We start from the raw sequence: 25428 nt of genomic DNA on the forward strand, positions 1-25428 counted from the left end.
AAGGCCGTCAGCCGTACTACTCGGCATAGAAGCGCCGCACCTGGAGGGCCCTTGTTCAGTGTCACCGTCCGCGATCACATCATGGTCGCCCACAGCTTCCGAGGCGAGGTCTTCGGACCCGCGCAGCGCCTGCACGGAGCGACCTTCCTGGTGGACGCCACCTTCCGGCGCGCCGAGCTGGACGACGTCAACATCGTCGTCGACATCGGACTGGCCACCCGCGAACTCGGCGCGGTCGTCGCCGAGCTGAACTACCGCAACCTCGACAACGAGCCCGACTTCGCCGGAATCAACACCTCCACCGAGTTCCTGGCGAAGGTGATCGCCGACCGGCTCGCCGAGCGGGTGCACAAGGGCACGCTCGGCGAGGGCGCGCGGGGCCTCGCGGGCATCACCGTCACCCTGCACGAATCGCATGTCGCCTGGGCGAGTTACGAGCGTGCCCTGTGACCGACGCGACGATCGAACAGAGCGCGGCGAGTGTGGCGAGTGCGGCGAGTGCCGCTCCGGAGCTGCCGGACACCGGTTCGAGCCCACCGCTGCGCTATGTGCCGGTGCAGTCGACCGCCCTGGCGGGCGCGGAGATCGTCCGTATGTCCCTGCGGACCGTGCACTTCGTGATGCCGGGCGGCGTCGACGACCCGGCCGCGCCGAGCGGCGGCAACGCCTACGACCGCCGGATCAGCCTGGACCTGCCCGGCTTCGGCTGGCAGGTCCAGCGCCATCTGGTGACCGGGACCTGGCCCCGCCCGGCGGCCGCCGCCCGCACCGAACTGGCGCGGACGCTGCGGCAGTTGCCGGACGGCGCGGTCGTCCTCCTCGACGGGCTCGTCGCCTGCGGCGTCCCCGAGATCGTCGTCCCCGAGGCGGAGCGGCTGCGGCTCGCCGTCCTCGTCCACCTCCCGCTCGGTGACGAGACGGGCCTCACGCCCGAGATCGCCGCCGAACTGGACGCCGGCGAGCGGACGGTACTGCGGGCCGTCCCGGCGGTGATCGCCACCAGCGACTGGGCGGTCCGCCGCCTGGTCTCCCACCACGGGCTGGCCCCCGACCGCGTCCATGTCGCCGCCCCCGGCGCCGACATCGCGCCCGTCGCGTCCGGCACCGACGGCGTGTCGCGGCTGCTGTGCGTCGCCGCCGTCACCCCGCGCAAGGGCCAGCACCGGCTGGTGGAGGCGCTGGCCGCGGTGACCGACCTGCCGTGGAGCTGTGTGTGCGTCGGGGGACTGACGCAGGACCCGGAGTACGTCGCCCGGCTGCGGTCGCTGATCGACGGGTACGGCCTCACCGGCCGGATCCATCTCGCGGGGCCGCAGTCCGGCGCCGACCTCGACGCCAGTTACGCCGCCGCCGACCTGATGGTCCTCACGTCGTACGCCGAGACGTACGGCATGGCGGTCACGGAAGCGCTCGCGCGCGGTGTCCCGGTGCTGGCCACGGACGTCGGCGGGCTGCCGGAAGCGGTCGGCCGCGCCCCCGACGGCGGGGTGCCCGGCATCCTCGTGCCGCCGGAGGACCCGGCCGCGCTCGCCGCCGAACTGCGCGGCTGGTTCGGTGAGGCGGATGTGCGCCGCCGGCTGAAGGCCGCCGCGCGGGGCCGTCGGGCCGCGCTGGTCGGCTGGGCCGCCACCGCCAAGTCTGTCGCCGGTGTGCTGAGCCGGCTCCCCAGTGAACCGCGGAGGGCGGCATGAGCGACACCCGGACGACGACACCGCGCGGCGGTGCGATCCCGGCACAGCCGGACGCCGCGGCCCGCGGCACGGCGGGCCCCGCCGCGCTGCCCGGCGCCGGACCGACAACGGTACGGGCCTCAGAGCCGGCGGCGGAACGGGCCTCAGGGCCTGAGGGGGTGCGGCCCTCCGGGTCCGCGGTGGTACGGGCTTCCGGGCCCGATGCGGCACGGGGCTCCGGATCCGCGGTGGTACGGGCCTCCGGGGCCGCCGCCCGGCCGGGTGAGCCGGAGATCGCGCGGCCCGGTGGGCAGCCAGGTGACGGGGAAGGCGAGCGGCCCGGCGAGCGGCCCACCGTACGGCTGCGGGACGACGTCGACGCCGCACAGCCGCAGCAGCCGCCGCGGTACGCGCCCGAGTGGCTGGAACTGCGGGAGCCGGCCGACGCGGCGGCGCGGGCCGCGGACCTGCTGGACCCGCTGCGCATCCGCCTCGCCAACCTGCCCGGACGGTCCGGCGGGCTGGTCGTCCACGACCTGGGCTGCGGCACCGGCTCCATGGGCCGCTGGCTCGCGCCCCGGCTCGACGGCGCCCAGCACTGGATCCTGCACGACCGCGACCCCTACCTGCTGCACTTCGCCGCCGTCGCCTCCCCGCGCGCCGCCGCCGACGGCAGCCGCGTCACCGTCGAGACCCGGCGCGGCGACATCGCCCGGCTCACCCCGGACAGCCTCGGCGGCGCCTCCCTCGTGACGGCGTCCGCGCTGCTGGACGTCCTCACCCGCGAGGAGGTCGACGTGCTCGCCGCGGCCTGCGCCGGGGCGGGGGCTCCGGCGCTGCTCACCCTGTCCGTGGCCGGCCGGGTCGACCTCAGCCCGGCCGATCCGCTGGACCAGGAGATCACCGAGGCGTTCAACGCCCACCAGCGGCGCGCCGGACTGCTCGGCCCGGACGCGGTCACGGTGGCCTGCGAGGCGTTCGCCGCCCACGGTGCCACGGTCCAGGTGCGGCCCAGTGCGTGGCGGCTCGGCCCCGGCGACGCGGCGCTCACGGTCCAGTGGCTCCGTGGCTGGGTCGGCGCCGCCGTCGAGCAGCGCCCCGAACTGGCGGAACGCGCCGGGAAGTACCTGGCGGCACGCCTGGCCGCGTGCGCGGCGGGCGAGCTGCGGGTCACCGTCCACCACAGCGACCTCCTGGCCCTGGCCCGCCCGACCGGCGGGGAATCGTGACCGCGTCAACGGGGGCTGCCGGGGACACCGCGTCGCCGGGGGCCGGCGGGAACGTCGCGTCTCCGGGAGCGGCCGGGAACGCCGCGCCACCCGGTGCCGCCTGGAACGCCGCGCCACCCGGTGCCGCCGGGGACACCGTGTCACCGACGGCTGCCGGGAACGCCGCGTCATCGGGGGCTGCAGGGAATGCCGCGCCATCGGGGGCCGCCGGGAATGCCGGGTCGTCGGGAGCCGTCGGGAACGCCGCGTCACCGAGGGCCGTCGGGAACGCCGCGTCATCGGGGGTTGCCGCGAACGCCGCGTCACCGGAGGCCGCCGGGAACATCGCGCCACCGAGGGCTGCCGGGAACACCGCGTCACCGGGCGTCGCCGGGAACCCTGCACCACCGAGTGCCGCCGGGAACCCAGCGCCCCCACGAAAGCCACGCCTGCGTGCGCACCTCGGCACCCTCGCCGGTACCGCCGTCCTCGCCGTCCTCCTCTGGAGGCTGGGCACCGGTGTCTTCCTGGACGGGCTGCGGCGTATCGACGGGCCCGCGCTGCTCGGTGCCGTCGGCATCGGGACCGTCACCACCGCCTGCTGCGCCCGGCGCTGGCAGTTGGTGGCCCGGGGGCTCGGCATCCGACTGCCGTACGGCCCGGCGGTGGCCGACTACTACCGCGCGCTGTTCCTGAACGCGGCGCTTCCCGGCGGGGTCGTCGGCGATGTGCACCGCGCCGTGCGGCACGGGCGCAGCGCCGGGGACCTCGGCCGAGGCCTGCGGGCGGTGGTGCTGGAGCGGACCGCCGGGCAGGCCGTGCTGGTCGTGGCGGGCGCGGTGGTGCTGCTGATCGTGCCGTCCCCCGTGCGGACGCAGGCGCGGCAGCTGCTGCTGCCGGCCGCGATCGCCCTGCTCGGCGCGCTCGCGGTCGTCCTCGCCCTGCGGATGAACCGCGGGACCCAGGCGCCCGGCCGTGGCCGCGCCCTCGCGCGCGAGTTCCGCGAGGCCCTGCTCTCGCGCCGCAACGGCCCGGGCGTCGCTCTCTGGTCGCTGGTCGCGCTCGCCGGGCACCTCGCCCTGTTCCTGCTCGCCGCCCGGACCACCGGCACCGACGCCTCACCGGCCGTCCTGCTGCCGCTGGCGGTGCTCGCGCTGCTGGCGATGAGCCTGCCGCTGAACGTCGGCGGCTGGGGCCCCCGGGAGGGCGTCACCGCCTGGGCGTTCGGCGCCGCCGGCCTCGGCGCGGGCGACGGGCTCGCGGTCGCCGTCGTCTACGGGGTGCTCGGACTCGCGGCGAGCCTGCCGGGCGCCGTCGTCCTCGTCGCCCGCCGGCGCGGATCCCGGCGGCGGTCCGGTACGACGGGCGGCGCGCTGCCCGCCGTACCGGAGCATCCTCCCGCGGTGGATCGCTATCCGCGTTCGTCCGCCGTCCGTTGCCGGCCGATACCGGCGCTGTCCGCTTCCTCGGTGAGCAGTGTGAAATACGCGGCGAAGGAATCCACCAGGCTCGCCAGCAGTTCCTTCCCCTTTTCCGCGGTGCCCAGTGAAGGCCGGCCTATGACTCCCGAATCGGTATAGGCGGACATACCGGTGGTGAGGAGATGACGCCGGTCGTCGGCGATGAAATCGGCGGTCTCGTAACCGGGCCGCACCGATTCCGGATGCGAGTGCAGAAGGATGGAGGTCTCTATTTCGCCCGCGTGCATGTCGGTGAGCAGCGAGCTGTCCACCCGCGCCCGCTCCCGCGCCGCCTCCCAGTCCTCCGCGGCCGGGAACAGCGCCATCCGCTCGCCCCGCGCGGAGGACTCCTGGACGACGTTGCCCAGGACGTAGTTGCCGCCGTGGCCGTTGACCAGCACCAGGGCCTCGACGCCCGAGCGGCGCAGCGACGCCGCTATGTCCCGTACCACCGCGTGAAGGGTCACCGAGGAGATGCTGACGGTTCCCGGCCAGGCCGCGTGCTCGTGCGAGCAGGAGATCGTCACCGGCGGGAGCAGGTGCACCGGGTACGCGGCGGCGATCTCCCGCGCGACGGCACACGCGACCAGCGTGTCGGTGGCCAGCGGCAGGTACGGGCCGTGCTGCTCGAAGCTCCCGACCGGTAGGACGGCGACCTGCCGGGGCGCTCCCGCGCCGCGCGCGCGAACGTCCTCCGTGGTGTCCGCCGGCAACAGACCCGAACCATTCATAATCTCACGGCCTTTCGTCTCTGCTTAGGAACTCAGATCATGACAGAAAACCTCGGCGTAATCGGCGGGAAGTCGACGCAGCGCACCGGTGTGGAACGCGTCGTGAATGCCCCGCTGCCCACCGTGTACGGGCAATTCCAGGCGGTCGGCTATCTCGACCACGAGCGCGGCGACGAACAAGTGGCCCTGGTCCACGGCGATCTCGGCGCGGAGAACGTCCTCACCCGGCTGCACTCGGAGTGCCTCACCGGCGACGCGTTCGGCTCGCAGCACTGCGAGTGCGGCGACCAACTGGCGTCGGCACTGCGCGCGGTGGTCGCCGAAGGCGCCGGTGTCGTCGTCTACTTGCGGGGGCACGAGGGCCGGGGCATCGGGCTGCTCGGCAAGCTGCGGGCGATGGCGCTCCAGGCGGAGGGCCTGGACACGGTCGAGGCGAATCTGGCGCTCGGCCTGCCGGTGGACGCCCGCGACTACGGCGTGGCCGCCGAGATCCTGCGCGACCTGGGCGTGCGCTCGGTGCGGCTGATGTCCAACAACCCGCGCAAACGAGAGGCGTTGCTGCGGCACGGCATACAGATCGCCGAGCAGGTGCCGCTGCTGATCCCGCCGTGCGAGAACAACATCACCTACCTGCGGACGAAGCGGGAGCGCCTGGACCACCATCTGCCGCACCTGGACGCGGTCGCGCACTGGTCCTGACGCGGGGCCGGGCTCCCGGGCGCGGTGCGGCGGACACCGGCCCGGGACGGCCCGCTGGTTCGCCCGCGGCTAGCGCGGCGAGGCGTGCGACACCGGGGCGACCGCCTCGTGGACCAGGCGCTTGAGCTCCGGGTACAGCGTGTGCGAACGGCGCGGCCGCAGCTGCGTCATGAACTGCACGGTCAGATCCCGGCTCGGGTCCACCCAGAAGGTGGTGGTCGCCACCCCGCTCCAGCCGAACGTGCCGAGGCCCGACGGCGCCCGGGTGCGGGACGGGTCGATCACCACCGACACCCCGAGCCCGAAGCCGACGCCGTCGTTGCCGGGCTCGTCGTGGGCGGGACGGCTGCCGAAGGCACGCAGATCGGCGCCGCCGGGCAGGTGGTTGGACGTCATCAGGTCGACCGTCTCCGGCGCCAGCAGCCGCACGCCGTCCAGTTCGCCGCGGCGGCGCAGCATCTCCATGAAGCGGTGGACGTCGTAGGCGCTCGCCACCATGCCGCCGCTGCCGGACAGGAACCGCGGTCGACCGCGCAGCGGCAGCCCGGCGATCGGCTCGATGCCGCTGCCGTCCTCCTTCTCGCCGTACAACTCGGCGAGCCGCGTGGCCTGTTCGTCGTCGACCTGGAAGCCCGCGTCCGGCATGCCGAGCGGCTGGAAGATCCGCTCGGCGAAGAACACGTCCAGTGGCTTGCCCGACACCACCTCGATGATCCGGCCCAGCACATTGCTGGCCACGGAGTAGTTCCACTGCGTGCCCGGCTCGAACTGGAGCGGCATCCGCGCGTACACCTCGACCGTGCCGGCCAGGTCGGTGCCGGGTGCCACCGACGAGTCCAGACGGGCGTCGCGGTAGAGGGCGTCGACCGGGTGGGAGTGGTAGAAGGCGAAGGTCAGGCCCGCGGTGTGGGTCATCAGGTGCCGGATCCGTATCGGGCCGGCGGCCGGGCGGGTGCGGGTCGACTCGCCGGAGCCCTCGACGTAGACGCGGGCGTCGGCGAACTCCGGCAGATGCCGGGCGACCGGGTCGTCCAGCGACAGCCGGCCCTCTTCCACCAGCAGCAGCGCGGCCACCGCGGTGACCGGCTTCGTCATCGAGTAGATCCGCCAGAGCGTGTCCGGCCGCACGGGCAGCCCGGCCGCGACATCGCGGTGCCCGTAGGTCGTGAGGTGGGCGACCCGTCCGCCGCGCGCCACCGCCACGAGGAACCCGGGCAGCCGCCCCGCGTCCACCTGGCGGGCCAGATGCCGGTCCAGCCGCCCGAGCGCCTTCACGTCCAGCCCTGCCTGCTCCGGCTCGACCTCCAGTCGCAGCTCTGCCATCGCTCTCCTCCGATCACGTTCGTCGAGGTGCGATCGGGCATACCCCGTGGAAGCGCCCTCAGACCTCATCGTCCCGCAGGAGCCACGGGAGGGGTACGCGGGAGGCCGAGGTGGGACGGCGTGTCGAGGTGAGGTCGGGGGTGTTGGGTGGCGTTTGTGCCGTTCGTGGACCGCCTTCGGCTGACCAGTGCCTGGCGCTCAGGCCGACCGGTTCGGCGTCAGGACGCCCGACCTCACCTGCCCGCCCCCCCGCCCGGCGCCAGCCCGCGTCAGGCCGCTCACCCCGCCCCCCGCCCCCCGCCACGACACCGTCACCGCACCTCCACGCTCGGCACCCCGCCAGAGCCGCCAGAGCCGCCAGAGCCGCCCCCTGCCTCACCGCTTCTCACAGCCCCGTCCGCCTCATCAACCTCCTTCGTTCCGCCGGCCTCACCGGTCGCACCCGGACGCGGCGGCAGTGCGAGGGCGATCAGGGAACCCGTCGCGGCCAGTGCCGCGAGGGCGAGGAGGGGGAAGCGCAGGGAGCCGGAGGTGGTGAGGAGGGTGGCCGTGGCCACTCCGAGGGCCGGGCCGATGTTCAGCGCGGTCTGCTGGAGGCCGCCCGCCGCTCCGGCCGACTCCACGGCGGCATGGCGGACGACGACGTGGGTCGCCGCCACCATCACCGTGCCGAAACCGGCTCCGGCCAGCGCGAATCCGCAGCACAGCGCGAGCGTCCCGGACGCGGCGGACAGGAGTGTGATCCCGGCGGCGAGCAGGGCGGTGGCTGCCGTGATGGTCCGCCGGGCGCCTGACCGTCGTAGCAGGACCGGGCTGACGGCCGCGGCCGTGATCATCAGTACGGCGAGCGGAAGACTGCGCAGCGCCGTCTCGAACGGGTCCAGGCCGAGGGCGCCCTGGAGAAGGTAGACGGAGAGGAAGAGCGTGCCGTGCAGGGCGGCCGAGGCGGTCACCAGGACGCCGAGCGCGGGACCGACCGCCGCCGAGCGCACGACGTCCGCCGGCAGCAGAGGGCTCGCCGTGCGCCGCTCGTGGCGTACGAAGGCCGCGCCGGCGACCGCGGCCACCGCGAGGGCCGGGACGGCTCCGGTGGACGCGGCGAGGCCGTGGACCAGGGCGGCGAGCGCGAGCGCCAGCAGCAGCGCGCCGGGCAGGTCCAGCCGTACGGCGGTCCGTGGCGGCTCGGGGGTACGCGTGGCCAGGGCGAGCGCGCCGAACGCGAACGCCGGGACGACATGCAGGAGGAACACCGCCCGCCAGCCCAGCTCCGTCACCAGCGCGCCGCCCAGGACCGGCCCGGCCGCGGCCGCCACGCCGATCGCGGCGGTGCGCACGGCGAGCGGCGCGCGCAGCCGGTCGGGCGGATAGGCGGCACGCAGCATGCCGAGCGTCGCGGGCTGGAGCAGCGCACCGAACACCCCTTGGACGACGCGTAGTCCGATCACCCAGCCGATGTCCTGAGCCGCCGCGATGGCGGCGGACGCGGCGCCGAAGCCGAGCATGCCCAGGCCGTAGAGGCGCCGGTGCCCGTAGCGGTCGCCGAGCCGGCCCGCGAACACCAGGAGCGCGGCCACCGCGACCAGATAGCCGGTGGTGGTCCACTGCACCTGCGCGAACGACGCTCCGAGGTCCCGCTGGAGCGTGGGCTGTGCCACGGTGAGGACGGTGCCGTCGAGGGCGACGACCACCGCTCCGGCCACGCTGCTCACCAGCGTCAGCGGGCGGTTCACCGTTCGGCCCCGGGGCCGAGGTGGGCGTCCAGGGCGGTGCGCAGCAGAGGCTCGAAGTCGTGCGAGCCGGTGGCCAGTTGGAGGCTTCCCCAGCTCCACAGCTGGGCGATGCCGTGCAGGTTCGCCCAGAGCGCGCCCGCGACGGCCCGCGCGTCGGCGTCGGGGCGCACCCGGCCGACGAGGTCCACCAGCGCGCCGAAGAGCGGCAGGCTGGTGTCGCGCAGCCCCAGATGGCCGCTCTCCAGCAGGTCGTGACGGAACATCAGCTCGTACATACCGGGGTTGCCGAGCGCGAACTCCAGATACGCCCGCCCCAGCGCGGCCAGTTGCTCGCGCGGGCTCGCCGTGCCGTCGCCGATCGCGTCCCCGGTCCGCTCGCCCAGCGCGTCGAAGCCGCGCCGCGCGATCGCGGACAGCAGTTCCAGATGGGTGGGGAAGTAGCGGCGCGGCGCCCCGTGCGAGACGCCGGCCCGGCGGGCGATCTCCCGCAGGGTCAGCGCCTGGGCACCCTCCCGGCTCACCAGATCCACGCCGACGTCGACCAACCGGGCGCGCAGGCCCTGCTCCGGATCGTTCATAGACACTGTCTACCAGGTGTCGTAGACAGTGTCTACCGCCGCTGTCGGTGGCACGATGGCAGACAGGGAATGCGGGCCCGAGCCGAGGGAGTTGATCCAGACATGACCCAGGACGCCCTGCTCACGCTGCTCGCCGAAGGCCACGACGGAGTGCTCGTCACCCTCAAGCGCGACGGCCGGCCCCAGCTGTCGAACGTGAACCACGCCTACTACCCGGACGAGCGGACCATCCGCGTCTCCCTCACCGACGACCGCGCCAAGACCCGCAACCTGCGCCGGGACCCCCGCGCGTCGTACCACGTCACCACCGCCGACCGATGGGCGTACGCGGTCGCCGAGGGCACGGCCGACCTCTCGCCCGTCGCGCAGGACCCGTACGACGAGACGGTCGAGGAGCTGATCCGGCTCTACCGCGACGTCCGGGGCGAGCACCCCGACTGGGACGACTACCGGGCCGCCATGGTCCGCGACCGGCGCCTGGTGCTGCGACTGCGGGTCGAGCGGGCGTACGGGATCCCCCGGCGTCAAGGCGCATAAGAGGACTGACAGATCAACATCGCGGTGCTTATGATGACGGCGATGAAGACCTTCTCCTCATACGGATTGGGGGAATCGTCCGCGCAAGGTGAGTGCTGATGGCACATCACCTCGCGAACGCGATTCCGTCCCGCCTGTCGATGTGGCAGCGCGTGCGTCAGTACGCCGTGCCACTGTCCATGATCGAGATCGCGACCGCACGGCGTGCGGTCGGTGACTGGGCGGGCGCCTGCGCCGCCGCCCGTATCGACGTCGACCTCGATCTGCGCGCCGTGCGCCACCGCCACGGCACCGAGCTCGCCGCCCGCCTCCGTACCGACCTGCGCCGACTGGCGCCGGATCTGCTGCGCTGGCACATGCCCCGGATCGCCCCCGACGGGCGGCTCCGGCCCGGCCTCACCCTCTCCCTCGCGCGCTACCGCAGCCGCGGCCCGACCGCACTGCAACTCGTCGTACGGACACCGCCGGCCTGGGCGGACGCCGGACAGCGCATCTCGCTCGCCCTGTGGGAGGAGTCCGGGCACAGCACCCCCGGACACCACCCGCACCCGCATCCCGACCGCCGTTTCCGGCTCGACCTGCATCGGCACCTCTGGGACGCCGGGCACAGCGGCGAACTGGCGCGGCGGTGCGGTGCGGGCGGAGTGCCCGGCACGGCGCCGCCCGACCGGCCCGCCGTCCCCGACGACTCATGGGCCTGGGAGAGCTGGGCCGCCGAGGCGGAACTGCTGCTGCGGGCCGAGGGCCGTCCCCGCGGCGCCTTCACCGTGCGGCTCGGCGCGCGGAGCCACGCCGTCCTCGAACTCGTCGCCCCCGACGACAGCCACGCCCCGACCTGCCGGCCGCAGCGGGAGCCACTGCCACCGCAGGAGGTCGCCGCGCTTCCGGTTCTGCCGGAGGCGGCGGCCCGGGTCCTTCCCGACCTGGAGCTGTTGCGGGCCGGGCTGATCACTGCCGACCGGTTGCATCCGCTGGTCGCCGCGGGCTTGGCGGCGGCGGGAACGACGGTGGAAGCGGTGGCGGGAACGGTGACGGGAGCGGTGATGGGCGTGGTGGCGGGGCCGTCGTCACGACCGGCGTCGGCACCCACGTCGGTATCGGCGTCGGTATCGGCGCCGGTGGTGATCGCCGGATCGGCGGTGGCGAACGGTTCAGGGCCCGAGCCGGGCGGTGATCCGCACCGGGTGGAGTGCCGCGGCGAGGTCCACCGGATCGCGCTGCGGGACGGGGTGCTGACGGCGGTCGACCACGACCCGGACCAACTGCGCCGCGAGGAACTGCTGGTGGCGCTCGGCGGACCGCCGCTGCCGTGCCTGCGCGCGATCGACGCGGTGCACCGCAGCCCCGAGGCGCTGCCCGCGGTCCGGGAACGGCTCGGCCACGGTGACGTGGCGGGAGCGCTGGCAGTGGTCGAAGGGCTGCTCGGCCCCGCCGCGGTCCTGCGCGACGGGCCGCTCCGGGAGGCGCTGGAATCGGCCGCCGCCCGCCGTATCGACCACGGGCTCTTCCGCGCCGGCCTGATCGCCGAACACCCTGCCGCCGGTACGGCCGGCAGCGTGAACACCTCGGGCGCGGGGGCAGCGGAGAGGGGCCACCGCCCCCGCTTCGACCGCCGTACGCCGTTCGAACTGCACCGCAAGCGGAGCAGCCGGGCCCGGCCCCGCACCGGTCTGGCTCGCTGAACCACTGACCGACCGCCCGTACCGGCTCACAGCCGACTCCCAGCCGACGTGTCGGTTTCCTGACTTCCCGCCCTGTCCCCGTGTGCGCGCATCCGCGTGTCCCGGACCCGACCACCCCAGGTGATGCCCATGACTTCCAGCACCCTCCTGCCCGCCACCCCGCTCTCCGACGCCGTCACCTTCGAACCCACCCCTGCCCCCACCCCCACCACTGCCGACGCCCGCGCCGACGCGACCGGCACCGACCCCCAACTCGCGCTCGCCGAGCACCTGCTGACCCTTCTGCGTACGACCACCACCGAGCCGCGCCCCGACGAACAGCTCGAAGCGCTGACCCTGGCGGTCGCGGCCGATCTGCCCGTGCTGCTCTGGGGCGAGCCCGGCATCGGCAAGACCGCGGCCCTGACGCAGCTCGCGGCCTCCCTCGACCTGCCGCTGACCACGGTGATCGCGAGCGTCCACGAGCCGACCGACTTCTCCGGGCTGCCCATCGTGGGCGACGATCCGGCGGTGCGGGGGGTGCCGATGGCGCCGCCGCAGTGGGCCGTGGAACTCGTGCGCGCCGGGCGAGGGCTGCTCTTCCTGGACGAACTCTCCACCGCCACCCCTGCCGTCCAAGCCGCGCTGCTCCGGGTCGTCCTGGAGCGGAAGGTCGGGGCGCTGCAACTGCCGCCGGGAGTGCGGATCGTGGCCGCCGCCAATCCGCGCGCGTCGGCGGCGGACGGGTGGGAGCTGAGCCCGCCGCTGGCCAACCGTTTCGTGCACCTGTACTGGGTGCACGACCGGGAGGTGGTGGTGCGCGGCCTCGGCGGTGTCTGGCCCCGCGCCGAGCTGCCCCGGCTGGCGCCGGAGCTGCTGCCGGAGGCGGTGGCCTACGCCCGCCGCGCGGTCTGCGGTTTCCTGGAGGCCCGTCCGACACTGATCCACCGGCTGCCGAGCACCGAGACGCGGCGCGGCGGTGCCTGGCCGTCGCCGCGGAGCTGGGAGGCCGCGATGACCCTGCTGGCGTTCGGCACGGCGGCCTCCGTCTCCCGGGAGGTGCTGGCGCTGCTGGTGCGGGGCGCGGTGGGGGACGGGCCCGGTCTCGAACTCCTCGCCCACCTGGACCGGATGGACCTGCCGGACCCGGAGACGCTGCTCGCCGATCCGGCCGCCGCCGAGCTGCCGGAGCGCGGCGATCTGCGGCAGGCGGCGCTGGAGGCGGTGGTGGCCGCGGTCGGGGCGCGGCCGGAGCGGGAGCGGTGGGAGGCGGGCTGGGCGGTGCTGGTCAGGGCGCTGGAGACCGGCGCCCCCGACCTGCTGGTCGCCCCGGCGACGGCGCTGGCGGGACTGCGGCGCGACGACTGGGAGGTACCGGAGGCGGTGGAGCGGCTGGCCGGGGTGATCGGTCTCGCACAGCGGGCGGACCGGTCGGTGGGCCGCGCCGAGGCGGCCGAGGCGGGGCGCGCGAAGGGGGCGGGCCGATGACGGGGACCGCCAAGCGCGCGGCGGAACCGCGCCCGACGTCCCCGCCCACACCACCCCGTCCGCTGCCCCGCCCGACGTCCCCTCCCACACCACCCCGTCCGCTGCCCCGCCCGATGTCACCGCCCGCGCCCCCGCGCCCGGTGCGGGTCACCGTGCCGGGGCCGCCGGCCGGCGGCGGTCGGCCCGGCAACCAGCCCGACAACCCGCCCGGACTCCGCCTCGACACCGAGAAGTTGCTGGCCGCGCGGCTGCACGCGGTGAAGGTCCGTCCCTATCTGGCCGCCGCGCTCTTCGCGCTGCACGTGGTGGAGGACCGCTCGGTGCCGACGATGGCGGTGGACGCGCACTGGCGCTGCTACGTCTCTCCCGGCTTCGTGGCGCGCACCCCGGTAGAGGAACTGGCGGGCGTCTGGGTGCACGAGGTGTCCCATCTGCTCCGGGACCATCACGCGCGCGGTGAGCGGTACGCGCGCGAGCACGGCGAACACGGGCCGGGCGAGCGGCTGCGGCGGAACATCGCGGCGGACTTCGAGATCAACGACGACATCTACGGCGACGGTCTGCCCCGGCCCTCCGGGGCGGTGCTCCCGTCGCTGCTGCGGCTGCCCGAGGGGCTGCTCATGGAGGAGTACCTGGGGCGGTCGTCGATGTCCGGGCTCGCCGCGGAGCCGGCCTGGCTTGACTGCGGCAGCGGGGCCGACGGACAGGTGCGGCCGTGGGAGCTGGGACCCGGCGGGGCGCACGGGCTGAGCAGGCAGCAGCGGGACGCGGTCCGCTTCCGGGTCGCCGAGGGGATCAAGGGGCGGCCGGGCGACGCTCCGGAGGGATGGCGGCGGTGGGCGGACGAGGCGTTCCATCCGCCGCAGCCGTGGCGGCAGTTGCTGGGCGCGGCGGTGCGGTCCGCGACGGGTGCGGCGGGGGCGGGGGAGAACCACAGCTACCGGCGCCCGTCCCGGCGTTCGGCCGGTGTCCCCGGCGTGCTGCTGCCGAGCCTGCGCCGTACACCGCCCCGGGTCTGCGTCGTGATCGACACCTCCGGGTCGGTGAGCGACGCCGAGCTGGGCAGCGCGCTGCTCGAGGTGGCTGCGATCACCCGGGCGGTGGGCGGGCGGCGGGACCTGGTCTCGGTGGTCTCCTGCGACGCGGCGGCCGGGGTCGCCGTACCGATCTGCCGCGCCGAGAACATCGAGCTGGTCGGCGGCGGGGGCACGGACCTGCGCTCCGGCTTCAGCCGCGCGCTCCGCTCCGGCCCCCGCCCCGACGTCATCGTCGCCCTCACGGACGGCCAGACACCCTGGCCCTCGGCCCCGCCGCCCTGCCGTACCGTCGTCGGCCTCTTCCCCCGGCCGGCCGGCGCCGCGGACGAGGAGAACCCCGACTACGTCCCGGACACCCCGCCGGCCTGGGCGCGTGTCGTGGTCATCGGCTGAGCGGGGGCCGGCCGGCCTCAGGACTCGCGCCGCGCCCCCGGAAAGCCGTGCCTGCGCGCCCCCACCACCACTGCCAGGACCGGCACCAGCAGCACCAGCACGCTCCACGGGAACGCGGTCGCGCCTAACAGGTCGAGCAGCAGGCCGCCGACCAGCCCGCCGGCCGCCATCGCCGCGTTCCACAGCGTGACCAGCGCCGCCTGGGCCGCGTCCGCCCGTTCACCGGCCGCGTCGGCGGCGGCGGTCTGCAGGAGGGTCGGCACCCCGCCCCAGCCGAGCCCCCACAGCGCCGCCGCCGTCCACACCAGCGCCGGGGTGTCGGCGTAGCCGGCCAGCAGTGCCGCCGCCACGCCGATCAGCAGGGTGCTCGCCACCGTGAGCGCGCGCAGCCGGCGGTCGATGTGGGCGCCGACGGCCCAGATGCTCAGCAGCGAGGCGCCGCCGAACACCAGCAGCACCAGGTCGGCGCGTTCGCCCATGCCGTACCGGTCGAGGAACGTGGCGATGTAGGCGTACAGGACGGTGTGCGCCAGTACGAGGACGAGGGTCACGAACAGCACCGGCAGCACCCCGGGCACGGCGAGCACACCCACCGCCCGGCTACCCCGGCTTCTCCGGCCGCCCCGGCTCCTCCGACCTTGCCGGCTCCTCCCGTCGCCCTGGCCGTCCCTGCGGCCCGCGCTGTCCTTGCCGTCGGCGCCGTTCCCGTCGCCCGCGCTGTGCTTGCCGCCGGCGCCGTGCCCGCCGCCCGCGACGTCCCCGTCGCCAGCGCCGCTTCCGCCAAGCGCACCCCTCGCCAGGCCCTTGCCGCTGCGTGACACCCCCGGCCGGTCCGGGACGCCCAGCGCGATCCAGCCGAGCAGTGCCGCGGTGACCGCCGTCATCAGCCAGAACGCCGACCGCCAGCCCAGTGCCCCGCCCAGGTACGTGCCCGCGGGCACACCGAGCGACAGGGCCACCGGGATGCCGGTCATGACGACCGCGACGGCCTTGCCCTGGAGGGCGGGGGGTGCCAGGCGGCGGGCGTAGCCGGCGAGCAGCGCCCAGGCGAGCCCCGCGGCCACCCCGGCCGTGAAACGGGCCGCCATGGTCAGCGGATAGCTCGCCGACGCCGCGGTGACCGTGTTGGCGACGGCGAACCCCGCCATCGCCGTCAGCAGCAGCCGCTTGCGCCGCCAGTGCGCGGTGGCCGCGGACAGCGGGATCGCCGTGAGGGCCGTACCGATCGCGTACACGGTCACCGACTGTCCCATCGCGCTCTCACCCACCCCGAGGTCGGTGCTCATCGCGGGCAGCACACCCGCGGGCAGGGTCTCGGTGAGGCTGGTGACGAAGACGGCGGTGGCCAGGGCGAGGAGGGCGGTCAGGGGGAGTCGGGCCGGTGCCGCCGCCGATGCGTGGGCGGTGGTGCCGGCGCGGAGAGTCCGGTTTCGCATGCCGGCAGGCTCCAGCCTGACACTGGTGTCAGATTCAAGAGGGAGCCACCGGACGCGTCCCGCGCGTCCGGTGGCTCACCGGCGGGGCCGGGTCAGGCGGCCACCGTCTCCGGGCGGGCCGCCTCCGCGGGCGTCCGCTCGCCGAGGGCCTCCGTCGGCACCCGGTGCGTCTCGCGGGCCGAGAGCGCGGCGATCACCGGCGGGACGCACAGCGCCGCGGTGAACAGGGCCACCGAGAACCAGTCGTCGCCGTCGGGGCCCGCGATCTGCGCGGCGAACGTCACGGCGAAACCGGCCACGGCGAAACCGATCTGGGTGCCGATCGCCATGCCGGACAGCCGCACCCGGGTCGTGAACATCTCGCCGTAGAAGGACGGCCAGACACCGTTCGCGGCGCTGTAGACGACACCGAAGGCGATGACGCCGAGCAGCATCGTCAGCGGGTAGGAGCCGGTGGAGATGGCCCACAGGTACAGGAACATCGCCCCCGCGCTGCCGACCGCGCCGATCAGGTAGACCGGGCGGCGGCCGATGCGGTCCGACAGGGTCGCCCACAGCGGGATCGCGACGAGCGCGACGACGTTGGCCAGCGCGCCCACCCAGAGCATGCCGGAGCGGCTCATGCCGACCGAGTCGCTGGTCGCGTACGCCAGCGCCCACACCGTGAAGATGGTGCTGACCGAGGCGATCAGGGCGCCCGCGACCACCCGCAGCACGTCGGCCCAGTGCTCGCGCATCAGGATCGCCAGCGGCAGCTTCGCGACCCCCTCGGTGGCGGCCTGCTGCGCGAAGGCCGGCGTCTCGTCCAGCTTCCGGCGGATCACCCAGCCGACCACGGCGACCGCGACGCTCAGCCAGAACGGCACGCGCCAGCCCCACGACAGCAGCTGCTCCTCGGGCAGCGCGGCGATCGGGATGAAGACCAGCGTGGCCAGCAGCTGGCCGCCCTGGGTGCCGCTGAGGGTGAAGCTGGTGAAGAAGCCGCGGCGGCCCGGTGGCGCGTGTTCCAGCGTCATGGAGTTGGCGCTGGCCTGCTCGCCGGCGGCGGAGATGCCCTGCAGGACGCGGCACAGCACCAGCAGGACCGGCGCTAGGGTGCCGACCTGGTCGCGGGTGGGCAGACAGCCGATGAGGAAGGTCGACAGACCCATCAGCATCAGCGTGAAGACCATGATCTTCTTGCGGCCGAGCCGGTCGCCGTAGTGGCCGAGGAAGAACGCGCCGACCGGCCGGGCCGCGTACGCCACACCGAAGGTGGCCAGCGACAGCAGGGTCGCCGTGGCGGGGTCGGACTCGTCGAAGAAGACCTCCGGGAAGATCAGGGCGGCGGCGCTGCCGTAGATGAAGAAGTCGTAGTACTCCAGGGCGCTGCCTATCCAGGCGGCGGTGGCGGCCTTCTTCGGCTGGCCGGGCGGGGCTGCGGAGGCAGGGGACGAAACGGACACGGCGGCTCCTTCGGGGGACTCCAACGTAGGCGGAGTCGAGCGGAGAGGGGAAGTGCCGGACTCGGCTAATTAACCCACTGGGTAGTTACATCGGGGTTGGTTAGGGATGCTGCGCCCCTGCTCCGCGCGTGTCAAGGGGTCGTGCCGAAGGGATTTCCGAGGGGTTTCGCCGAGTGGGAGCGCCGCTGCGCCCGGCGAGGGTCGCCGCCGCGCTGCACGGCCAGGCTCAACCGGCTGCGGGCCACGGCGAGATCGGCCGGTCGCGCGCCACGGCATGGCGAGATCAGCCGGGCGCGCGGCACGGCGCGGCGAGATCAGCTGGTCGCGCGGTACGGCGCGGGCCCGGCACGGCCGGTCGCGCGGCACGCCACGGCTCAGTCGGTCGCGCGCTCCGCCGTCAGATAGGCGATCACCATGTCGCCGAGCATGGCGCGGTAGTGCTCGCGCTGTGCGGGGTCGACCAGGTCGCGGCCGAACAGGGCGCCGAAGGTGTGCCGGTTGGCGACCCGGAAGAAGCAGAAGGAGCTGATCATCGCGTGCAGGTCGACGGCGTCGACATCCGCGGTGAACAGGCCCGACTCCTGGCCCGTCGCCAGGATCCGGCGGATCACGTCCAGCGCCGGCGAGCCCATCCGCCCCAGTTCCTCGGAGGCCGTGATGTGTTCCGCGTCGTGGATGTTCTCGATGCTGACCAGGCGGATGAAGTCCGGGTGCTGCTCATGGTGGTCGAAGGTCAGCTCGGCCAGCCGCCGGATCGCCGCGACCGGGTCCAGGTGCTCGACGTCCAGCTCCTGCTCGGCCTCGCGGATCACGCCGTACGCGCGCTCCAGAACAGCCGTGAACAGCTGCTCCTTGCCGCCGAAGTAGTAGTAGATCATCCGCTTGGTGGTGCGGGTGCGGGCGGCGATCTCGTCCACCCGGGCGCCGTCGAAGCCGGCCCGGGCGAACTCCTGGGTCGCCACGTCGAGGATCTCGGCCTTGGTGCGGGCCGCGTCGCGGATGCGCCCGCCTGATCGTGCCGGTTCGTCGACGCTGGTCATCGGGTTCCTTCGGGCGAGGGGCCAGTGCCGAGATTCTAGAAGGCGGCCGGTCGGGGCTTCCCTTGCCGGGGTGGGCTTGCTATGACTAACGTACTAGTTCGTACATTAGCTTCGTCGCCGCCGCGCCCAGGCAGCTCCCGGCAGCCGCCGCCGACGACGACCCGCACAGGAGGTCCGCGTGGCCCAGGACTCGTATCTCGTCGGACTGATCGGATCCGGCATCGGCCCCTCGCTCAGCCCGGCGCTGCACCAGCGGGAGGCCGACCGGCAGGGCCTGCGCTACCTGTACCGGCTGATCGACATCGACACCCTCGGCGCGCCGCCCGAGGCCGTCGGCGACCTGGTGCGCGCCGCCCGCGACCTCGGCTTCGACGGGCTGAACATCACCCACCCGTGCAAGCAGCTCGTCCTCGGCCACCTGGACGACCTCGCCCCGCAGGCCGAGGCGCTGGGCGCGGTCAACACCGTGGTCTTCGAGGACGGCCGCGCCGTCGGCCACAACACCGACGTCACCGGCTTCGCCGCCTCCTTCGCCCGCGGGCTGCCCGACGCGCCGCTGGAGCGGGTGGTGCAGCTGGGCGCCGGAGGCGCGGGCGCCGCCGTCGCGCACGCCACCCTCACCCTCGGCGCCGAGCGGGTGACGGTCGTCGACGCGCTGCCGGAGCGGGCCGCCGCCCTCGCGGACTCGCTCACCCGGCACTTCGGCGACGGCCGCGCCGCCGCGGCCGGCCCCGACCGGCTGGCCGCGCTGCTCGCCGACGCCGACGGCGTCGTGCACGCCACCCCCACCGGCATGGCCGCCCATCCCGGCCTGCCCTTCCCCGCCGCCCTGCTCCGCCCCGACCTGTGGGTCGCCGAGGTGGTCTACCGGCCGCTGGAGACCGAGCTGCTGCGCACCGCCCGCGCGGCCGGCTGCGCCACGCTGGACGGCGGAGGGATGGCCGTATTCCAGGCAGTGGACGCCTTCCGGCTGTTCACCGGACGCGAGCCGGACAGCGCCGCGATGCTGGCGGACATCGCCGACCTGGCCGGGGCCGTGGCCGCCCCGAACTAGGGGGCGAGACACCCCCTAGGGCCGGACAGGCCCTGGGGGCCGTCCGCGCCCCTCGCCGAACCGAGGCACCGTAGAGAAGAGGTACCGCCGTGCGCACGTCCATCGCCACCGTCTCCCTCAGCGGTCCCCTCACCGAGAAGCTGACGGCCGCCGCCCGGGCCGGCTTCGACGGTGTGGAGATCTTCGAGAACGACCTGCTGGCCAGCCCGCTCACCCCCGAGGAGATCCGCGTGCGGTGCGCGGACCTCGGTCTGAGCATCGACCTCTACCAGCCGATGCGGGACCTCGAAGCGGTCCCCGCCGACGAGTTCGCCCGCAATCTGCGCCGCGCCCGGCGCAAGTTCGAGCTGACCCGCAGGCTGGGCGCGGACACCGTGCTGGTCTGTTCCTCCGTCTCCCCGCTCGCCGCGGACGACGACGCGCTCGCCGCCGAGCAGCTGAGCCGGCTGGCCGACGCGGCCGAGGAGTGCGGGGTGCGCATCGCCTACGAGGCACTGGCCTGGGGGCGGCACGTCAACACCTACGACCACGCCTGGCGGATCGTGAAGGCGGCCGGGCACCCGGCGCTCGGCACCTGCCTGGACAGCTTCCACATCCTCTCGCGCAGCTCCGACCCCAAGGACCTGGACGGCATCGCGGACATCCCCGGCGAGAAGATCTTCTTCCTCCAGCTGGCCGACGCCCCGCTGCTCGCCATGGACGTGCTCCAGTGGAGCCGCCACTACCGGTGCTTCCCCGGGCAGGGCGGCTTCGACGTCGCCGGACTGGTACGCCGTGTCCTGCGTACGGGATATCGCGGACCGCTGTCGCTGGAGGTCTTCAACGACGTCTTCCGCCAGGCCGAGGCCGGCCCGACCGCCGTCGACGCCCGCCGCTCCCTGCTGGTCCTCCAGGAAGCCGTCGGCACGGCCGGCCTCCCCGCGCCGGTGGTCCCCACCGGCATCGCCTTCGCCGAACTGGTCACCCCCGACACCGAACCCGTCGAGTCGCTGCTCACCGCGCTCGGCTTCACCCGCACCGCCCGCCACCGCGGCAAACCCGTCGACCTGTGGCAGCAGGGCGAGGCCCGGATCCTCGTCAACACCGGGCCGGGCGCCCGCCGCGACGGCACCGGCCTCGCCGCCGTCGGCCTGGAGTCCCCGGACCCGGCCGGTGCCGCCCGCCGGGCCGAGGCACTGCTGGCCCCCGTCCTGCCCCGCCGCCGCGCCACCGGCGACGTCCCGCTGGACGCCGTCGCCGCCCCCGACGGCACCGAGCTGTTCTTCTGCGCCACGGACCGCGCCGGACACCCCGACTGGCGCGCCGACTTCGAGCCCACCGGCCAGGCCCCGGCCGCGACGGACGTCCGCCGCATCGACCACCTCGCCCTCACCCAGCCCTGGCACCAGTTCGACGAGGCGGCCCTGTTCCACCGAGGCGTCCTCGGCCTGCGCGCCCAGGAGAGCGTCGACGTCGCCGACCCGTACGGGCTGCTGCGCAGCCGGGCCCTGACCAACGACGACGGCGGCGTGCGGATCGCGCTCACCGTCGGCGCGGCCCCCACCGACGACACCGTCCGCGCCCAGCACATCGCGCTGGCCACCGACGACGTGGTCGCCGCGGTCCGCCGCTTCCGCGCGGCCGGCGGCCGTACGCTGCCCGTCCCGGCCAACTACCACGACGACCTCGCGGCCCGCTTCGACCTGCCCGACGAGGAACTGGACACCTATCGCGAGCTGGGCATCCTCTACGACCGCGACGCCCACGGCGTCTTCCGCCACTGCTACACCCACACCGTCGGCCGGGTCTTCTTCGAACTGCTCCAGCGCGACGGCGACTACCGCGGATACGGCGCCCAGAACGCCCCCGTGCGGCTGGCCGCCCAGCACACGGCACGGCACCTCACGGGCGGCTGACGGTACGGGTCACACCGGCGAGGACGGCGGTCGCCAGCACCCAGCCGGAGAGCACCAGGACGTAGGACAGCGCCTGGTACCAGCCGACCGGTGCGAACGCCGCCTCCTGGCCGAGGGAGATCACCGGCAGCAGCAGGTCGAGGGTGTAGAACACCGGGCTGAAGTCCGGTTCCTCGCCCGGCTTCAGCGGCGGTGGATGCTCCAGCGCGTAGACCACCGAGCCGGCCGCCAGCAGCGACAGCAGCCAGCCGAAGGCGCGCAGCGGCCGGAAGCCGTAGCCGACGGCGGCGTCCTGGACATGGCCCCACAGCCGGCCGTACCAGGGCAGTGTGGTGCGGTGCCGGCGCTGTTTGGCGAGCTGGACGAGCCGGGCGGCCCGGTCGTCGCCGGTGCGCTGGTAGGCGGCCGTCAGCTGCTCGTAGCCGTGCGGGTCGAAGCCGCCGTCGTCGCGCTCCAGCATCGGCAGCCGGCGCTCGGCGGGCTCGTGCGGGATGAGGAAGGTGTAGGTCAGGTCGAGCAGGCGGACCTGGTCGGGCAGCATCTCCGGCTCCAGCTGGAGCTGGTTGATCTGCGCACCCCGCAGGTTGAGCCGGCCCTCGACCGGCGGGCCCTCGCGCAGCCACAGCTCGCCGAGCACACTGCCGCCGGCGCGCAGGGCGGTGTCGCCGGGGTGGGAGAGGGTGGCCCGCAGCAGGTCGACCCGGCCGGGTATCCGGGCACCGCGCAGATCGATACGGCCCCGCGCCCGCAGCCGCCGGCCCAGCAGGTTGGCTCCCACGCCCAGGGAGTCCGCGTCCAGGACGTGCCCGCCGGGGTTGCTCAGCTCGGCGTCCTCCAGGTCGAGCGAGCCGGCGACGGTGGCGCCGTCCAGCCGGATCAGGCCGCGGGCGCGCAGCCGCCGGGCGCACAGGTCGTCGTCGATGGTGGCCCGGTGGAGCTGGAGCACCGGCTCCGCCGGGTCGGCGGTGGTGAGTTCCGCGTCCTCCAGGAACAGCGCGCCGGAGATCCGCGCGCCACCCAGGTGCACCGTCCCGCGGGAGCGGCAGCGGGTCAGCCGTACGCTGCCCTCGATCCTGGTGCGGGCCGCCGCGAGGCCGGGCAGCTCGCAGTCGCTGAGGTTCAGGTAGGCGAGCTGGGCGCCGACGAGGACGGGCGTGTGGTCGAAGCGGCAGTGGTTGACGCGGACGACGCTGTCCACGGTGGCGTGGCGCAGGTCCAGGACGCCGGTGATGCGCGCCCCGAGCAGTTTGAGGGCGGCGATCTCGCCCGGCCGGGTCGGGCCGTCGAGCAGCAGCGCCCGCAGCACGACCGCGCGCACCGGCGGCTGTTCACCGCTGTCGCGGAAGTCCACTTCCGCGCCCGTGGCGAAGGCCCGCCAGAGGCGCTGTTCGGCCGGTGTCAGATCGTCGATCTCCATCAGCCGCGACTCTGGCGGGCCCCGCCATCACTGTCAACTCGCGTCGTGCGGCCGGGCGTTCCACTCGGCGATCACCGGCCGGTCGTGCTCCGTGGACAGCCGGCTCACCGTGCCGGTCGCCAGCTGGAACAGCCGTCCCTCGGCGGGCGGCAGCCCGAGGCGACGGGCCGTCAGTACCCGCAGGAAGTGACCGTGGGCGACCAGGATCACATCGCCCTCGGCGAGCGCCGGGGCGATCCTCGCCAGCACCCGGTCGGCGCGGGCGCCGACCTCGGCCGGCGACTCGCCCCGGTGCCCCTCGGTGCCGGGCGGCACGCCGTCGGTCCACAGGTCCCAGTCCGGGCGGGTCCGGTGGATCTCGGGGGTGGTGACACCCTCGTAGCCGCCGTAGTCCCACTCGTGCAGGTCGGGGTCGGGTATCGCCCCGGTCAGGCCCGCCAGTTCGGCGGTGCGGGCCGCGCGGCCCAGCGGGCTGGTGAGCGCCAGTGCGAAGGTCCGGTCCGTCAGGAGCGGAGCCAGGGACTTGGCCTGCGCCTCACCGTGCCCGGTCAGGGGCAGATCGGTGAAGCTGGTGTGCTGTCCCGAAAGGCTCCACTCCGTCTCGCCGTGGCGGACCAGCAGAAGATCCCCCACGGCCCGCTACTGCTTCTTCGCGGACTCGACGGCGTGGCCGCCGAACTGGTTGCGCAGCGCGGCGATCATCTTCATCTGCGGCGAGTCGTCCTGACGCGAGGCGAACCGCGCGAACAGCGAGGCGGTGATCGCCGGGAGCGGCACGGCGTTGTCGATCGCCGCCTCCACCGTCCAGCGGCCCTCGCCGGAGTCCTCCGCGTAGCCGCGCAGCCCCTCCAGATGCTCGTCCTCGTCCAGGGCGCTGACCGCGAGGTCCAGCAGCCAGGAGCGGATGACGGTGCCCTCCTGCCAGGAGCGGAACACCTCGCGGACGTCGGTGACCGAGTCCACCTTCTCCAGCAGCTCCCAGCCCTCGGCGTAGGCCTGCATCATGGCGTACTCGATGCCGTTGTGGACCATCTTCGCGAAGTGGCCCGCGCCGACCTTGCCGGCGTGGACATAGCCGTACGGGCCTTCCGGCTTGAGCGCCTGGAAGATCGGCTGGAGCCGTTCGACGTGCTCCTTCTCACCGCCGACCATCAGCGCGTAGCCGTTCTCCAGGCCCCAGACGCCGCCGGAGACTCCGGCGTCGACGAAGCCGATGCCCTTGGCGCCCAGCTCGGCGGCGTGCTTCTCGTCGTCCGACCAGCGGGAGTTGCCGCCGTCGACGACCGTGTCGCCGGGGTCCAGCAGGCCGCCCAGCTCGTCGACGACGGACTGGGTGGGGGCGCCGGCCGGGACCATCACCCACACCGTGCGGGGCGCTTCGAGCTTCTCGACGAGCTCGGCGAGGTCGCTGACGTCGGAGAGCTCGGGGTTGCGGTCGTAGCCGACGACGGTGTGGCCCGCGCGGCGGATGCGCTCGCGCATGTTGCCGCCCATCTTGCCGAGACCGATCAGTCCGAGTTGCATGGGTTCAGTTCACTTCCTTGAGGTCGCGGTAGGCCGCGACGAGGGCCTTGGTGGAGGGGTCGAGGCCGGGCACGTCGGCGCCCTCGGTGAGCGCGGGCTCGACGCGCTTGGCGAGGACCTTGCCCAGTTCGACGCCCCACTGGTCGAAGGAGTCGATGTTCCAGACCGCGCCCTGCACGAACACCTTGTGCTCGTACAGCGCGATCAGCTGGCCCAGCACCGACGGGGTCAGCTCGGGCGCGAGGATCGTGGTGGTGGGGTGGTTGCCCTTGAAGGTGCGGTGCGGGACCTGCGCCTCGGCGACGCCCTCCGCGCGGACCTCGTCGGCGGTCTTGCCGAACGCGAGCGCCTGGCCCTGCGCGAACAGGTTGGCCATCAGCAGGTCGTGCTGCGCCTTGAGTTCGTCGCTCAGCTCGGCGGCCGGGCGGGCGAAGCCGATCAGGTCGGCCGGGATGAGCTTGGTGCCCTGGTGGATGAGCTGGTAGTAGGCGTGCTGTCCGTTGGTGCCGGGCGTGCCCCACACCACCGGTCCGGTCTGCCAGTCCACCTCGTGGCCGTCGCGGCCGACGTACTTGCCGTTGGACTCCATGTCCAGCTGCTGGAGGTACGCGGTGAACTTGGACAGGTAGTGGCTGTACGGCAGCACCGCGTGCGACTGGGCGTCGAAGAAGTTGCCGTACCAGATGCCCAGCAGGCCCAGCAGGAGCGGGGCGTTGGCCTCGGCGGGAGCGGTGCGGAAGTGCTCGTCGACGGTGTGGAAGCCGTCCAGCAGCTCCCGGAAGCGGTCCGGGCCGATGGCGATCATCAGAGACAGGCCGATCGCCGAGTCGAACGAGTAGCGGCCGCCGACCCAGTCCCAGAACTCGAACATGTTGTCCGGGTCGATACCGAAGCCGGTGACCTTCTCCGCGTTCGTCGACAGGGCGACGAAGTGCTTCGCGACGGCCTTCTCCTCGCCGCCCAGGCCGGCGAGCAGCCAGGAGCGGGCCGAGGTGGCGTTGGTGATGGTCTCGATGGTGGTGAAGGTCTTGGAGGCGACGATGAACAGCGTCTCGGCCGGGTCCAGGTCGCGGGTGGCCTCGTGCAGGTCGGAGCCGTCCAC

Annotated in this window: 21 protein-coding genes and 1 pseudogene; 11 read left to right on the forward strand and 11 right to left on the reverse strand. The window is 74.1% G+C overall.

All coding sequences use genetic code 11. From position 1 onward, the window contains the following. The first annotated feature begins 51 nt into the window (after nt 1–51). The 4 genes and pseudogenes from ABT232_RS26820 to ABT232_RS26835 form a co-directional block, all read left to right on the forward strand. On the forward strand, nt 52–450 hold the full coding sequence (locus ABT232_RS26820) for a 6-pyruvoyl trahydropterin synthase family protein (protein ID WP_351844340.1): 399 nt from the start codon (nt 52–54) through the stop codon (nt 448–450). Nucleotides 451–482: 32 nt separating this feature from the next. Beyond that, nucleotides 483–1691 carry a glycosyltransferase family 4 protein gene (locus tag ABT232_RS26825; protein ID WP_351844386.1) on the forward strand — a complete coding sequence of 403 codons (1209 nt, stop codon included), beginning with the start codon at nt 483–485 and terminating at the stop codon, nt 1689–1691. After that, nucleotides 1688–2899, forward strand: coding sequence for a trans-aconitate methyltransferase (locus ABT232_RS26830; RefSeq protein ID WP_351844342.1), 1212 nt, complete (start codon nt 1688–1690; stop codon nt 2897–2899). Before ABT232_RS26825 ends, ABT232_RS26830 begins: the two co-directional genes overlap by 4 nt. A gap of 137 nt (nt 2900–3036) precedes the next feature. Next, a pseudogene (locus tag ABT232_RS26835) lies at nt 3037–4110 on the forward strand (lysylphosphatidylglycerol synthase transmembrane domain-containing protein); the annotation flags it as partial. Nucleotides 4111–4289: 179 nt separating this feature from the next. Here ABT232_RS26835 and ABT232_RS26840 read toward each other — a convergent pair. Further along, complete coding sequence (locus tag ABT232_RS26840; RefSeq protein ID WP_351844344.1) at nt 4290–5069, reverse strand: creatininase family protein; 780 nt, start codon at nt 5067–5069, stop codon at nt 4290–4292. A 39-nt stretch (nt 5070–5108) separates the two neighbouring features. On the opposite strand from ABT232_RS26840, the gene ribA reads away from it, so the two are divergent. Next, nucleotides 5109–5768 (forward strand): GTP cyclohydrolase II, encoded by a 660-nt coding sequence (gene ribA / locus ABT232_RS26845; protein ID WP_351844346.1) that lies wholly within the window; start codon nt 5109–5111, stop codon nt 5766–5768. Between the two features lie 69 nt (nt 5769–5837). Here the strand turns inward: ribA and ABT232_RS26850 are convergent, their stop codons facing one another. The 3 genes from ABT232_RS26850 to ABT232_RS26860 all read right to left on the reverse strand — a co-directional run bounded on the left by ABT232_RS26850 (nt 5838) and on the right by ABT232_RS26860 (nt 9399). Beyond that, complete coding sequence (locus tag ABT232_RS26850) at nt 5838–7091, reverse strand: serine hydrolase domain-containing protein (protein WP_351844348.1); 1254 nt, start codon at nt 7089–7091, stop codon at nt 5838–5840. 311 nt (nt 7092–7402) lie between these two features. Next, nucleotides 7403–8821 (reverse strand): MFS transporter, encoded by a 1419-nt coding sequence (locus ABT232_RS26855; RefSeq protein WP_351844350.1) that lies wholly within the window; start codon nt 8819–8821, stop codon nt 7403–7405. Continuing rightward, nucleotides 8818–9399 (reverse strand): TetR/AcrR family transcriptional regulator, encoded by a 582-nt coding sequence (locus ABT232_RS26860; RefSeq protein WP_351844352.1) that lies wholly within the window; start codon nt 9397–9399, stop codon nt 8818–8820. Before ABT232_RS26860 ends, ABT232_RS26855 begins: the two co-directional genes overlap by 4 nt. Before the next feature lie 102 nt (nt 9400–9501). On the opposite strand from ABT232_RS26860, the gene ABT232_RS26865 reads away from it, so the two are divergent. The 4 genes from ABT232_RS26865 (at nt 9502) to ABT232_RS26880 (ending at nt 14515) form a co-directional block, all read left to right on the forward strand. Beyond that, nucleotides 9502–9936 carry a PPOX class F420-dependent oxidoreductase gene (locus tag ABT232_RS26865; RefSeq protein ID WP_351844354.1) on the forward strand — a complete coding sequence of 145 codons (435 nt, stop codon included), beginning with the start codon at nt 9502–9504 and terminating at the stop codon, nt 9934–9936. 98 nt (nt 9937–10034) lie between these two features. Beyond that, the gene (locus tag ABT232_RS26870) at nt 10035–11618 is read left to right on the forward strand and encodes an amino acid adenylation domain-containing protein (RefSeq protein WP_351844356.1); all 1584 of its coding nucleotides are present in this window, start codon (nt 10035–10037) and stop codon (nt 11616–11618) included. 129 nt (nt 11619–11747) lie between these two features. Further along, nucleotides 11748–13085, forward strand: a complete 1338-nt coding sequence (locus ABT232_RS26875) for an AAA family ATPase (protein ID WP_351844358.1) — start codon at nt 11748–11750, stop codon at nt 13083–13085. Between the two features lie 113 nt (nt 13086–13198). Then, nucleotides 13199–14515, forward strand: coding sequence for a vWA domain-containing protein (locus ABT232_RS26880; protein ID WP_351844360.1), 1317 nt, complete (start codon nt 13199–13201; stop codon nt 14513–14515). Between the two features lie 17 nt (nt 14516–14532). Here the strand turns inward: ABT232_RS26880 and ABT232_RS26885 are convergent, their stop codons facing one another. The 3 genes from ABT232_RS26885 to ABT232_RS26895 form a co-directional block, all read right to left on the reverse strand. After that, entirely contained in the window at nt 14533–15951 is a 1419-nt protein-coding gene (locus ABT232_RS26885; protein WP_351844362.1) for an MFS transporter, read from the reverse strand. 92 nt (nt 15952–16043) lie between these two features. Beyond that, a complete protein-coding gene (locus ABT232_RS26890; protein ID WP_351844364.1) occupies nt 16044–17396 on the reverse strand; it encodes an MFS transporter in 1353 nt (450 codons plus the stop codon). A 374-nt stretch (nt 17397–17770) separates the two neighbouring features. Beyond that, entirely contained in the window at nt 17771–18436 is a 666-nt protein-coding gene (locus ABT232_RS26895) for a TetR/AcrR family transcriptional regulator (protein WP_351844366.1), read from the reverse strand. 178 nt (nt 18437–18614) lie between these two features. Here ABT232_RS26895 and ABT232_RS26900 point away from each other — a divergent pair, with 178 nt between their 5' ends. Next, nucleotides 18615–19490 (forward strand): shikimate dehydrogenase, encoded by an 876-nt coding sequence (locus tag ABT232_RS26900; RefSeq protein WP_351844368.1) that lies wholly within the window; start codon nt 18615–18617, stop codon nt 19488–19490. Between the two features lie 89 nt (nt 19491–19579). Further along, a complete protein-coding gene (locus ABT232_RS26905; protein WP_351844370.1) occupies nt 19580–21385 on the forward strand; it encodes a bifunctional sugar phosphate isomerase/epimerase/4-hydroxyphenylpyruvate dioxygenase family protein in 1806 nt (601 codons plus the stop codon). On the opposite strand, the gene ABT232_RS26910 is transcribed toward ABT232_RS26905, so the two are convergent. The 4 genes from ABT232_RS26910 to pgi form a co-directional block, all read right to left on the reverse strand. After that, entirely contained in the window at nt 21372–22802 is a 1431-nt protein-coding gene (locus ABT232_RS26910) for a membrane-associated oxidoreductase (protein ID WP_351844372.1), read from the reverse strand. The two genes, ABT232_RS26905 and ABT232_RS26910, sit on opposite strands and share 14 nt — an antisense overlap. 33 nt (nt 22803–22835) lie before the next feature. After that, complete coding sequence (locus tag ABT232_RS26915; protein ID WP_351844374.1) at nt 22836–23435, reverse strand: histidine phosphatase family protein; 600 nt, start codon at nt 23433–23435, stop codon at nt 22836–22838. A gap of 6 nt (nt 23436–23441) precedes the next feature. Then, nucleotides 23442–24326 (reverse strand): phosphogluconate dehydrogenase (NAD(+)-dependent, decarboxylating), encoded by an 885-nt coding sequence (gene gnd / locus ABT232_RS26920; RefSeq protein ID WP_351844376.1) that lies wholly within the window; start codon nt 24324–24326, stop codon nt 23442–23444. A 4-nt stretch (nt 24327–24330) separates the two neighbouring features. Further along, a partial coding sequence (pgi, locus tag ABT232_RS26925) for a glucose-6-phosphate isomerase (RefSeq protein WP_351844378.1) occupies nt 24331–25428 on the reverse strand: 1098 nt, incomplete at its 5' end.

It is taken from the genome of Streptomyces sp. NPDC001532 (assembly GCF_040298625.1).
Classification (GTDB): Bacteria; Actinomycetota; Actinomycetes; order Streptomycetales; family Streptomycetaceae; genus Streptomyces.

Excerpts from the sequence above, each read along its gene's own strand:
- ABT232_RS26830 (WP_351844342.1), top strand. The coding sequence starts at position 1,688 with ATGAGCGACACCCGGACGACGACACCGCGCGGCGGTGCGATCCCGGCA.
- ABT232_RS26840 (WP_351844344.1), bottom strand. The coding sequence starts at position 5,069 with ATGAATGGTTCGGGTCTGTTGCCGGCGGACACCACGGAGGACGTTCGC.
- ribA (WP_351844346.1), top strand. The coding sequence starts at position 5,109 with ATGACAGAAAACCTCGGCGTAATCGGCGGGAAGTCGACGCAGCGCACC.
- ABT232_RS26850 (WP_351844348.1), bottom strand. The coding sequence starts at position 7,091 with ATGGCAGAGCTGCGACTGGAGGTCGAGCCGGAGCAGGCAGGGCTGGAC.
- ABT232_RS26860 (WP_351844352.1), bottom strand. The coding sequence starts at position 9,399 with ATGAACGATCCGGAGCAGGGCCTGCGCGCCCGGTTGGTCGACGTCGGC.
- ABT232_RS26865 (WP_351844354.1), top strand. The coding sequence starts at position 9,502 with ATGACCCAGGACGCCCTGCTCACGCTGCTCGCCGAAGGCCACGACGGA.
- ABT232_RS26870 (WP_351844356.1), top strand. The coding sequence starts at position 10,035 with ATGGCACATCACCTCGCGAACGCGATTCCGTCCCGCCTGTCGATGTGG.
- ABT232_RS26875 (WP_351844358.1), top strand. The coding sequence starts at position 11,748 with ATGACTTCCAGCACCCTCCTGCCCGCCACCCCGCTCTCCGACGCCGTC.
- ABT232_RS26880 (WP_351844360.1), top strand. The coding sequence starts at position 13,199 with ATGTCACCGCCCGCGCCCCCGCGCCCGGTGCGGGTCACCGTGCCGGGG.
- ABT232_RS26885 (WP_351844362.1), bottom strand. The coding sequence starts at position 15,951 with ATGCGAAACCGGACTCTCCGCGCCGGCACCACCGCCCACGCATCGGCG.
- ABT232_RS26895 (WP_351844366.1), bottom strand. The coding sequence starts at position 18,436 with ATGACCAGCGTCGACGAACCGGCACGATCAGGCGGGCGCATCCGCGAC.
- ABT232_RS26910 (WP_351844372.1), bottom strand. The coding sequence starts at position 22,802 with ATGGAGATCGACGATCTGACACCGGCCGAACAGCGCCTCTGGCGGGCC.
- gnd (WP_351844376.1), bottom strand. The coding sequence starts at position 24,326 with ATGCAACTCGGACTGATCGGTCTCGGCAAGATGGGCGGCAACATGCGC.